Raw genomic sequence first — 11,757 nt, forward strand, 5'->3', positions numbered from 1 at the left:
TGATGTCGGTGGGTTTCGGCGTCACGCGGACAGCCAGTGCCGCACGCAGGCGATGAGGTCGTTGGCGTCGACGGGCTTGGTCACGTAGTCGCTGGCGCCGGCCGCCAGGCTCTTCTCCCGGTCGCCCGGCATGGCCTTGGCGGTGACCGCGACGATCGGCAGGCCCCGGTACTCGGGCATCTTCCTGATCTCGGCGGTCGCGGCGTACCCGTCCATCTCCGGCATCATCACGTCCATCAGCACGAGCCGGATCTCGGGGTGCGCGGTGAGGATGTCGATGCTCTTGCGGCCGTTCTCCGCGTGCAGCACCCGCAGGCCGTGGAGTTCGAGGATGCCGCTGAGGGCGAACAGGTTGCGGGCGTCGTCGTCGACGACGAGCACCGTCTGTCCCGCCAGGGTGATGTCGACCTCGGGGGCCGTGCCCAGACTCTCCTCCATCCGTACGAGCGGCACCACGTCGCCGGGCTGCTCGGCCGACAGATGCAGGGTGATCCGTTCCTTCAGCTCGTCCAGGCTCGACAGCACCTCCAGGGGGCGGTTGTCGGCCCGGGCCTGCAGGTCGGCCTCCTGGGCCGCGCTCGGACGGTGGTTGTTGTGGACCAGGACCGGGACGGTGGCCAGCGCGGCGTCGCCGTCCACGGCTTCCAGCAGCCGCGGGCCCTCGCCGTCGGGCAGATCCATGCTGAGGACGACGCAGTGGCACGGCCCGGCGGCCAGGGCGGAGGCCGCCTCCTGGGCGTCCATGGCGGTGACGATCTCCACGGCGTCGTGCTGATCCCGCGCCGCACGGCTGTGGTCCAGGTCGGCGACGGCGCTCTCGGCGACCACGGAGAGCAGCCCGCGCACCCGCTCCTCGACGATCAGCAGCCGCCGCGTGTGCGGTACCGGCAGCGCGAGAGCCGTCCCCGGGCGCTGTCCTTCGGCCGGACCGACGGCGCTGTCGTCTTCCTGCGTCCCGTCGGGCCGAGGCACTGCGGAGAGGTCCTCGAAGTCGGCGCGCGCCACCGGAAGGTAGAGCGTGAAGGTGCTGCCCTGTCCGGGGTTGCTGTCCACGGTCACCGCGCCGCCCAGCAGATGGGCGATCTCCCGGGTGATGGACAGGCCGAGGCCGGTGCCCCCGTACTTGCGGCTCATGGTGCCGTCCGCCTGCTGGAAGGCGCCGAAGATGGTCTCCAGCTGCTGCTCGGGGATGCCGATGCCCGTGTCCTCGACGCGGAAGGCCACCACGGGCCCGCCGCGGTGCACGATCTCGGGTACGTCGTCGTCGGCGGCCGGCTCGATGTGCAGTTCGACGCCGCCCCGCTCGGTGAACTTCACCGCGTTGGACAGCAGATTGCGCAGCACCTGGCGCAGCCGCGCGTCGTCCGTGACCAGGTCGGCGGGCGCGCCCGGGGCCCTGGTGATGGCGAAGGTCAGGCCCTTCTGGGTGGTCATCGGCCGGAAGGTGGCCTCGACGTAGTCCAGGAGGCGGCGCAGCGGCACGCGTTCGGGGGCGATGTCCATCTTGCCCGCCTCGACCTTCGACAGGTCGAGGATGTCGCTGATGAGCTGCAGCAGGTCGGAGCCGGCGGAGTGGATGATGCCCGCGTACTCGACCTGCTTCGGCGTCAGGTTCCGGGAGGGGTTCTGCGCGAGGAGCTGGGCGAGGATGAGCAGGCTGTTGAGCGGGGTGCGCAGTTCGTGGCTCATGTTGGCCAGGAACTCCGACTTGTACTTCGAGGCCAGCGACAGTTGCTTGGCGCGGTCCTCCAGCTCCTGGCGGGCCTGCTCGATCTGCAGGTTCTTCGCCTCGATGTCCCGGTTCTGCGTGGCCAGCAGGGTGGCCTTCTCCTCCAGCTCCGCGTTGGAGCGCTGCAGCTCGCCCTGGCCTGCCTGCAACTCGTCGGAGCGGACGCGCAGTTCCTCGGCCAGTCGCTGGGACTCGCCGAGCAGTTCGTCGGTGCGGGCGTTGGCGAGGATGGTGTTGACGTTGACGCCGATGGTCTCCCTGAGCTGCTCCAGGAAGTCCTGGTGGATCTGGGTGAACCGGGTGACCGAGGCCAGCTCGATGACGCCGAGGACCTGTTCCTCGACGGTGAGGGGCAGCACCGTCAGCGAGGCCGGTGTCGTCCTGCCGAGCCCGGACGAGATGGTCACGTAGTCGGCGGGGACCTCGTCCACGGTGATGGTGCGGCGGCTGCGGGCCGCCTGGCCGATCAGGGTGTGCCCGAGGGGGATGCGCTCCAGGCGGTCGCTGTCGGCGGGGTAGCCGTAGGAGCCGATGAGCCGCAGTTCCACGCCGGTGCCGGTCTCCTCGGCCAGGTAGAACGCCCCGTACTGCGCGGAGACCAGCGGTGTCAGCTCGTCCATGATGAGTTCGGCGACGATGTCCAGGTCCCGGTGTCCCTGCATGAGGGAGGACACCCCGGCCAGGTTGGACTTCAGCCAGTCCTGTTCCTGGTTGGCCTGGGTCGTGTCGCGGAGGGACTCCACCATCGCGTTGATGTTGTCCTTGAGTTCGGCCACCTCGCCGGAGGCGTCCACCGTGATCGACCGGGTGAGGTCGCCCTCGGCGACGGCGCTGGCCACCTCGGCGATCGCCCGGACCTGCCGGGTCAGGTTGCCGGCCAGCTCGTTCACGTTCTCGGTGAGCCGCTTCCAGGTGCCCGAGACGCCCTCGACCTCGGCCTGGCCGCCGAGCCGGCCCTCGCTGCCCACCTCCCGGGCCACGCGGGTGACCTCGGCGGCGAACGACGAGAGCTGGTCGACCATGGTGTTGATGGTGGTCTTGAGTTCCAGGATCTCGCCGCGGGCGTCGACGTCGATCTTCTTGGACAGGTCGCCGTTGGCGACGGCCGTGGTCACCAGCGCGATGTTGCGGACCTGCCCGGTCAGGTTGTTCGCCATCGAGTTGACGTTATCGGTGAGGTCCTTCCACGTCCCGGCGACGTTGGGGACATGGGCCTGGCCGCCGAGGCGTCCCTCGGTGCCGACCTCGCGGGCCACGCGGGTCACCTCGTCCGCGAAGGCGGACAGGGTGTCGACCATGGTGTTGATCGTGCCCGCCAGTGCGGCGACCTCGCCCTTGGCCTCCACGGTGATCTTCTGCGACAGGTCGCCGCGGGCCACGGCCGTGGCCACCTGGGCGATGGAGCGGACCTGCCCGGTCAGGTTGGAGGCCATCACGTTGACGTTGTCGGTGAGGTCCTTCCAGGTGCCCGACACCCCGCGCACGGTGGCCTGGCCGCCGAGGTTGCCCTCGGTGCCCACCTCACGGGAGACCCTGGTGACCTCGTCGGCGAAGGACGACAGTTGGTCGACCATCGTGTTGATGGTCTCCTTCAGCTTCAGGATCTCGCCCCGCGCGTCCACACGGATCTTCTGCGACAGGTCGCCCTGCGCCACGGCGGTGGTCACCTCGGCGATGGAGCGGACCTGGGCGGTGAGGTTGTCCGCCATGAAGTTCACCGAGTCGGTCAGGTCACGCCAGGTGCCCCGCACGCCCTTGACGTCGGCCTGGCCGCCGAGCCGACCCTCCGTACCCACCTCCCGCGCCACACGCGTCACCTCGTCCGCGAACGCCGAGAGCTGATCCACCATCGTGTTGATGGTGTTCTTCAACTCCAGGATCTCGCCCCGGGCATCGACGGTGATCTTCTGGGACAGGTCGCCCTTGGCGACGGCGGTGGCCACCTGGGCGATGGAGCGGACCTGACCGGTGAGGTTCCCCGCCATGAAGTTCACCGAGTCGGTCAGATCCCGCCAGGTGCCCCGCACACCCTTGACGTCCGCCTGACCACCGAGCCGACCCTCCGTACCCACCTCCCGCGCCACACGCGTCACCTCGTCCGCGAACGCCGAGAGCTGATCCACCATCGTGTTGATGGTGTTCTTCAACTCCAGGATCTCGCCGCGCGCGTCGACGTCGATCTTCTGGGACAGGTCGCCCTTGGCGACGGCGGTGGCCACCTGGGCGATGTCACGCACCTGGGTGGTCAGGTTGCCGGCCATGGCGTTGACGGAGTCGGTGAGGTCGGCCCAGGTTCCGGAGACCCCGGGGACCTGCGCCTGGCCGCCCAGCGTGCCCTCGGTACCGACCTCTCGGGCCACTCGGGTCACTTCGGAGGTGAAGAGCGAGAGCTGGTCGACCATGCCGTTGAACACGGACGCGATCTCGCCGAGCAGGCCGCCGGCCTCCTCCGGCAGCCGGGTGCCGAAGTCGCCGTCGCGTACCGCCGTCAGCCCGGCCAGCAACCGCCGTAGCTCCGGCTCCCCCGGCACTACGCTCGGATCCTGGATCGCGGTACCCGCCTTGTCCATGCTCTGCCTCTCCCCGAACGCCCACGGCGTTCCCCCACCGGCCGCCTACGAAGGTCTCATCGTATGGCCAGGCCGGCCCCGGACTTGATTCCGGCAAGTATTGTCACGCGACAACGGCTGAAGGTCGACCGGCGAGTCTCCGGTCACCGACTCGGCCACGCCGCGCCCAGGCCTCCAGTCGTCGCCGCCCCGCGCCGCGCGAAACGACGAGGCGCCCCTACCCACGGTTGTGCCGGGGGGTGGGTATCGTCCGCCCCGATGCCCCGGGTCCGCGGCTCAGCCGCCCGCACGAGGAGGAGCGCCATGGCCGATCGCCGGCAGGGAAACGCGTCGGACGACGGGTCCCCGTCGCCGGCACTGGAGGACCGGCGGGCGGCCACGCACGACACGGTGCGGCTCGCGGTGGTCATCGGTGCTCTCGGAGTGGTCTTCGGCGACATCGGGACCAGCCCGATCTACACCCTGCAGACGGTGTTCAATCCGAGCGACCCGCACCCGGTGCCGGTCAGCACGGACAACGTCTACGGGGTGGTGTCCCTGGTCTTCTGGTCGGTGATGATCATCGTCACGGTCACCTATGTGCTGCTGGCGATGCGCGCCGACAACGACGGCGAGGGCGGCATCATGGCGCTGATCACCCTGCTGCGGCGGTGGAGTTCACAGCGTGGGCGCCGGGCCGCCGCCGCACTGGCCGCGCTCGGCATCTTCGGTGCGTCGCTGTTCTTCGGCGACAGCATGATCACACCGGCGATCTCGGTGCTGTCCGCGGTCGAGGGCCTCAAGGTCGTCCAGCCGTCCTTGGAAGACGCGGTCGTGCCCATCACCGCGGTGATCATCGTGCTCCTCTTCCTGGTGCAGCGCAGGGGAACCGCGGCCGTGGGCCGGGTGTTCGGCCCGGTCATGATCATCTGGTTCGTGGCCATCGGCGCCTGCGGCGTCGTCGGCATCACCGACCACCCGGACATCCTCAAGGCCCTGTCGCCGACGTACGCGCTGGGCTTCCTGTTCGGCCACTGGGGTACGGCCTTCTTCGCGCTGGCCGCGATCGTCCTCGCGGTCACCGGCGCCGAGGCGCTCTACGCCGACATGGGGCACTTCGGCCGCCGGGCGATCACCCGGGGCTGGCTGTTCCTCGTGCTGCCCGCGTGCGTGCTGAGCTACATGGGCCAGGGCGCCCTGATCCTCGACGACCCGGACAACATCAGCAGCCCGTTCTTCCTGCTCGTGCCCGACTGGGGACGCTGGCCGATGGTCGTGCTCGCCACGGCGGCGACCGTGATCGCCTCCCAGGCGGTGATCACCGGGGCGTACTCGGTCGCCTCCCAGGCGGCCCAGCTCGGCTATCTGCCGAGGCTGCGCATCGCACACACCTCCGAATCCACCATCGGCCAGATCTACGTCCCCTGGATCAACTGGCTCCTGATGGTCTCGGTCCTCACCCTGGTCTTCGCCTTCCGGGCCTCCGAGGCACTGGCCTACGCCTTCGGCATGGCGGTCACCGGCACCATCACCATCACCACCCTGCTGTTCTTCTACGTCGCCCGCGCCAAGTGGGGTACACCCCGGTGGCTGCTCGGCATCGGCGCGGGCGTGCTCCTCTTCGTGGACCTGCTGTTCGTGGCGGCCAACATGACCAAGCTCGTGCACGGCGCGTGGCTGCCGCTGCTGATCGGTCTCACCGCGTTCACCGTCATGACGACCTGGCAACGCGGCCGGCAGCTCGTCACCGCGGAACGGGCGCGCCAGGAGGGCCCGCTGCCCGAGTTCATCGAACGCCTCCGCTCGGGGGACGAGCCGACGGTCCGGGCGCCCGGCACGGCCGTCTTCCTGAACCGGGGGAAGGAGACCGCGCCTCTGGCGATGGTGGCCAACGTCGAGCACAACCGGGTGCGGCACGACCATGTCGTGATCCTGTCCATCAAGACCGAGCCCGTGCCCCGCGTTCAGGCCGACCGGCGGGTCGCCGTGGACGACCTCGGGTACGCCGACGACGGGATCATCCATGTCACCGCCCGGTTCGGCTACATGGAGACGCCGGATGTGCCGGGCACGCTGGCCCTGCTCGATCCGGCCGACACCGAGGGGCCGTTGCATCTCGACCAGGCGTCCTATTTCCTGTCGAAGATCGAGATCCGGCGCGGGAAGGCCCCGACGATGGCGCCCTGGCGCAAGCGGCTGTTCGTCGCCACCTCCTACATCACGGCCGACGCCGCCGAGTACTTCGGCCTGCCCCGCGACCGTACGGTCATCATGGGCTCGCAGATCGAGGTGTAGCGCGCCGCCCGGGGAGCCAGGCTTGCTCGGGGTACGGGGACGGTCAGTCGCAGCAGGCGCGGCCGGGGCCGCAACCACAGGCGTCGCCCGCCTTCGCGTCGGCGGCCTTCACTTCGGCGGCCGAGGGCGCGCAACAGCCCTTGCCCTGCCAGGCGTCGAGCCCTTCCCTGACCGCGATGGCGGCGATGGCGAGGGCGGCGACGGGGTCGGCCCATGACCAGCCGAGGGCGGCGTTGAGGACCAGGCCGGCCAGGAGCACGGCGGAGAGATAGGTGCACAGCAAGGTCTGTTTGGAGTCGGCCACGGCGCTCGCCGAGCCGAGTTCGCGGCCTGCCCTGCGCTGAGCGGCGGACAGGAACGGCATGACCGCCAGTGAGAGCGCGGCGATGACGATGCCGGGGACGGACCGTTCGGCCTCACCGGTGCCGGTGAGGGCGCGGACGGAGTCCACGGCGACGTAGGCGGCGAGCACGAGGAACGAGACGCCGATGATGCGCAGGGTGGTCCGCTCGCGGGCCTGGCGTACGGCGTGGTCGCGGGCGGAGAACTGCCAGGCGACGGCGGCGGCCGAGGAGACCTCGATGACCGAGTCCAGTCCGAAGCCGATCAGCGCGGTGGAGGAGGCGAGCGTGCCGGCGGTGAGGGCGACGACCGCCTCGACGACGTTGTAGCCGATGGTGGCGGCCACGAGCAGGCGTATCCGGCGGGCGAGCACATCACGGCGTGCCGGGGTGGGGCCGAGGGAGAGCGCGGTCATCAGCAGCACCCCTGGGCGTCGGCGTCGACGCAGGTGCGGTCGGTCTCGACGGCCAAGACGGCGGTGCGCAGGTCGTCCAGGGCGTGGGCCAGGCGTACGTCGGCCAGCTCGTAGCGGGTGCGGCGGCCGTCGGGCACGGCGACGGCGAGGCCGCAGTCGCGCAGGCAGGCGAGGTGGTTGGACAGCCGGGTGCGGGAGATGCCGAGGGTGTCGGCGAGTTCGGCGGGATAGGCCGGGGCCTCGCGCAGGGCGAGCAGGACGCGGCAGCGGATCGGGTCGGCGAGCGCGCGGCCGAAGCGGGCCAGCACCTCGATGTCGGAAGCGACGGTCAGCACCCTGCGACAGTACAGCCTTTCCTGAATTCAGGAAACCATGGACTGTCGCACGGGCCGTCAGAGTCCGGGAACGCGCGAAGCCGTCGAACGGGGAGGCGAGGCGGCTGCCGGGCGTGCCGGTGCCGTCGGCAGGCTGAGGACCATGGTGAGGCCCCCGCCGGGGGTGTCCTCGGCGTCGATGGTGCCTCCCATGGCCTCGGCGAAGCCGCGGGCGACCGCGAGGCCGAGGCCGACCCCGCTGCCGCGCGGTGAGTCGCCGTAGCGCTGGAAGGGTTCGAAGATGCGGTCCTTGGCCTCGTCGGGGACGCCGGGACCGCGGTCGATCACCCGGACCTCCACCCGGTCGGCGATCGCGCTCGCCTTCACCAGCACGGGCGTGCCCGGGGGGCTGTACTTGACGGCGTTCTCGACGACGTTGGCGACGGACCGCTCCAGCAGTCCCTTGTCCACCTGGACCATGGGCAGCGTCTCGGGGATGTTCAGCTCCACGCTGTCCTCCGGGACGCCGCCCAGGGCCATCGGCACCACCTCGTCGAGGTCGGCCTCGCGGACGATCGGGGTGACGGTGCCGGTCTGGAGGCGGGACATGTCGAGGAGGTTGCCGACGAGGAGGTCGAGGCGGTCGGCGCCCTCCTCGATCGCCTCCAGGAGTTCGGCCTGGTCCTCCTCCGACCAGGCCACGTCGTGCGACCGCAGGGAGGACACCGACACCTTGATGCCGGCGAGCGGTGTGCGCAGGTCGTGGCTCACGGCCGCCAGCAGCGCGGTGCGGATGCGGTTGCCCTCGGCCAGTTCCTTGGCCTGGTCGGCCTCGTGCTGGAGACGCTGGCGGTCCAGGACGACGGCGGCCTGGGCGGCGAACGCGGCGAGCACCCGGCGGTCCTCGGCCGGCAGGACGCGGCCGGTCAGCGCCAGCGCCATGTGGTCACCGACCGGTACGTCGACGTCCGCGCCCTCGGGGTTCTCGCACGGCCGTGGACCCACGCTTCCGGCGCAGGTCCACGGCGCCACGTCGCCCGCCCGCTCCAGCAGGGCGACGGACTCCATGGCGAAGGTCTCACGGACCCGTTCCAGCAGTTCCTCCAGGCCGGTCTCGCCGCGCAGCACGTTGCCCGCGAGGAACGAGAGGATCTCGGACTCCGCGCGCAGCCGGGCCGCTTGGTGGGTGCGGCGGGCGGCGAGGTCGACCACGGACGCCACGGACACTCCGACGAGGACGAAGATGACGATGGCGACGATGTTCTTGGGGTCGGCGACGGTCAGTTCGTGCAGCGGCGGGGTGAAGTAGTAGTTCAGCAGCAGCGAGCCGAAGGCCGCCGAGGCCAACGCCGGGTAGAGGCCGCCGACCAGGGCCGCCGCCACCGTCACCGTGAGGAACAGCAGCATGTCGTTGGGCAGGCCCAGGTCCACGCTGATGGTGGTCAGCAGCAGGGTGAGGAGCACGGGGCCGGCCACACCGGTCAGCCAGCCCCAGATGATCCGCGACCGGCCGAGGCGCGCGCTGCGGGGCACCGGCAGTCCGCGGCCCTTGCCCGCCTCGTCGTGGGTGATCAGATGGACGTCGAGGTCGGGGCCCGAGTCCGTGGCCACCGTCGCGCCGACGCCCGGCCCGAACACGTACTGCCACCCCTTGCGGCGGGAGACGCCGAGGACGATCTGGGTGGCGTTCACGCCCCGGGAGAAGTCCAGCAGCGCCACGGGGACGTCGTCGCCGACGACATGGTGGAAGGTGCCGCCCAGGTCCTCGACGAGGGTGCGCTGGACGGCGAGTTCCTTCGGGGAGGCGGAGGTGAGTCCGTCGCTGCGGGAGACATAGACCGCGAGGACCTCGCCTCCCGCGCCCTTCTCGGCCAGCCGGGCCGCGCGGCGGATCAGGGTCCGGCCCTCGGGACCGCCGGTGAGGCCGACCACGATCCGCTCGCGCGAGCCCCAGATCGTCGAGACCTCGTGCTCGCTGCGGTACGCGTTGAGGTATTCGTCGACGCGGTCGGCCACCCACAGCAGCGCCAGCTCCCGCAGGGCGGTGAGGTTGCCGGGCCGGAAGTAGTTGGAGAGGGCCGCGTCGACCTTGTCCGGCTTGTAGATGTTGCCGTGGGCCATACGGCGGCGCAGCGCCTGCGGCGACATGTCGACCAGCTCGACCTGGTCGGCGCGCCGGACGACCTCGTCGGGGACGGTCTCCCGCTGCCGTACGCCCGTGATGGACTCCACCACGTCCCCGAGGGACTCCAGATGCTGGATGTTGACGGTGGAGACCACGTCGATCCCGGCTGCGAGCAGGTCCTCGACGTCCTGCCAGCGCTTGGTGTGGCGCGAGCCCGGCACATTGGTGTGGGCGAGTTCGTCCACCAGCGCCACCTGGGGGCGCCTGGCCAGGACCGCGTCGACGTCCATCTCGGTGAAGACGGTGTCGCGGTACTCCAGATCCCTGCGCGGTATCTGTTCCAGGCCGTGCAGCATCACCTCGGTGCGCGGCCGGTGGTGGTGCTCCACGAACGCGACCACGCAGTCGGTTCCGCGCTCGATCCGGCGGTGTGCCTCGGAGAGCATGGCGTAGGTCTTGCCGACGCCGGGTGCGGCGCCGAGGTAGATCCGGAGCTTGCCGCGTGCCATGTCATCCCTCGAAACGGTAGCCCATGCCGGGTTCGGTGATCAGATAGCGCGGGTGGGAGGGGTCCGACTCCAGCTTGCGGCGCAGTTGCGCCATGTAGACCCGCAGATAGTTGGTCTTGTTGCTCCGGGACACGCCCCAGACCTCCTGCAGCAGGTGCTTCTGGGTGACGAGCCGTCCGGGGCTGGTGACCAGGATTTCCAGCAGATGCCATTCGGTGGGGGTGAGGCGCACGTCGTGTCCGTCGCGGACGACCTTCTTGGCGAGCAGGTCGATGGTGAAGCCGGCCGTCTCGACGAGCGTCGTCTCGGCGGTGAGCGGGGTGTCCTCGGTGCGGCGGACGGCGGCGCGCAGCCGGGCCAGCAGTTCGTCCATGCTGAACGGCTTGGTGATGTAGTCGTCGGCGCCCGCGTCGAGGGCGGCGACCTTCTCGTCGGAGGCGCGGCGCGCGGACAGCACCAGGATGGGCACGCGGGTCCAGCCGCGCAGGGCCTTGATGACGTCGACGCCGTCCATGTCCGGCAGTCCGAGGTCGAGCATCACGACGTCGGGCTGCCGGGCCGCCGCCAGTCTGAGGGCCGTGGCACCGTCGGGGGCCGCGTCCACCCCGTACCGACGGGCCTGCATGTTGATCACGAGGGCTCGTACCAGCTGAGGGTCGTCTTCCACGACCAGCACCCGGGTCATCGGTGTGCGCCTTTCATGTCGTACATGTGGCCGTGGAAACCGCCGCCGGCTTCGTGGCGGCGGGAGCCGGCGGTGCGGAGTCTCCTCCGGGCCGCCGGCTCCCGCGCCGGTCGCATCACGCCATCAGCTCTTCGCCACGAGTTCCTTGAGGGCGATGTTGAGTTCGAGGACGTTCACGCGGGGCTCGCCCATGAAGCCGAGGGTGCGGCCCTCGGTGTGCTCCTCGACGAGCTTGTCGACCTGGGCGACGGGCAGGCCGTTCTTCGCCGCCACCCGGTGGACCTGGAGGTCGGCGTAGGCCGGGGAGATGTTCGGGTCGAGGCCGGAGCCGGAGGAGGTGACCGCGTCGGCGGGGACCTGGGACGGCTTGACCCGGTAGTCGGCGGTCGAGTTGTCCTTGACCACGGCGGCCTTGGCGTCCTTCACCCATTGGATGAGCTCTTCGTTGTCGCCGGAGCGGTTGGTCGCGCCGGACAGGATGAGCTTGTACTGGGTGTTGACGCTGTTGGTGCCCAGGCCGTTCTGCGGACGGCCCTGGAACCACTTCAGGTCCGGCTCCGGGCTCTCCTGGCCCTTCTTCAGGGGCAGGTTGTAGGCCTGCCCGATCAGGGACGAGCCGACGACCTTGCCCTCCGACGTGATCTCGGAGCCGTTGGCCTTGTCGTTGAACAGGCCCTGGGCGATGCCGGTGACGAGCAACGGGTAGAGGACGCCGGTGACCAGGGTCAGCACGAGGAGGGCGCGCAGGCCCGCGCCGAGCAACCGGGCGGTGTTCGCGAAAGAGTTGTTCATGT

Annotated in this window: 7 protein-coding genes; 1 reads left to right on the forward strand and 6 read right to left on the reverse strand. The window is 70.3% G+C overall.

Features of this window, described 5'->3' with window-relative positions; translation table 11 throughout:
- Positions 1-21 precede the first annotated feature (21 nt).
- The gene (locus tag NNW99_RS00770; RefSeq protein WP_215116629.1) at positions 22-4,299 is read right to left on the reverse strand and encodes a HAMP domain-containing protein; all 4,278 of its coding nucleotides are present in this window, start codon (positions 4,297-4,299) and stop codon (positions 22-24) included.
- A 303-nt stretch (positions 4,300-4,602) separates the two neighbouring features.
- On the opposite strand from NNW99_RS00770, the gene NNW99_RS00775 reads away from it, so the two are divergent.
- Positions 4,603-6,573: a potassium transporter Kup gene (locus NNW99_RS00775; protein WP_215116630.1), complete on the forward strand. Its 1,971-nt coding sequence runs from the start codon at positions 4,603-4,605 to the stop codon at positions 6,571-6,573.
- Positions 6,574-6,616: 43 nt separating this feature from the next.
- Here NNW99_RS00775 and NNW99_RS00780 read toward each other — a convergent pair whose 3' ends face one another.
- The 5 genes from NNW99_RS00780 to NNW99_RS00800 all read right to left on the reverse strand — a co-directional run bounded on the left by NNW99_RS00780 (position 6,617) and on the right by NNW99_RS00800 (position 11,755).
- On the reverse strand, positions 6,617-7,330 hold the full coding sequence (locus NNW99_RS00780; protein ID WP_215116631.1) for a cation transporter: 714 nt from the start codon (positions 7,328-7,330) through the stop codon (positions 6,617-6,619).
- A complete protein-coding gene (locus NNW99_RS00785; protein WP_215116632.1) occupies positions 7,330-7,665 on the reverse strand; it encodes a helix-turn-helix transcriptional regulator in 336 nt (111 codons plus the stop codon). The genes NNW99_RS00780 and NNW99_RS00785 overlap by 1 nt, the downstream gene beginning before the upstream one ends.
- A 57-nt stretch (positions 7,666-7,722) precedes the next feature.
- Entirely contained in the window at positions 7,723-10,278 is a 2,556-nt protein-coding gene (locus NNW99_RS00790) for a sensor histidine kinase KdpD (protein ID WP_215116633.1), read from the reverse strand.
- Position 10,279: 1 nt separating this feature from the next.
- Positions 10,280-10,963 (reverse strand): response regulator, encoded by a 684-nt coding sequence (locus NNW99_RS00795; RefSeq protein ID WP_215116634.1) that lies wholly within the window; start codon positions 10,961-10,963, stop codon positions 10,280-10,282.
- Between the two features lie 123 nt (positions 10,964-11,086).
- Positions 11,087-11,755, reverse strand: coding sequence for a potassium-transporting ATPase subunit C (locus NNW99_RS00800; protein ID WP_215116635.1), 669 nt, complete (start codon positions 11,753-11,755; stop codon positions 11,087-11,089).
- Between the last annotated feature and the right edge of the window lie 2 nt (positions 11,756-11,757).

The organism is Streptomyces sp. CRCS-T-1 (assembly GCF_024442335.1).
GTDB lineage: Bacteria > Actinomycetota > Actinomycetes > Streptomycetales > Streptomycetaceae > Streptomyces > Streptomyces koelreuteriae.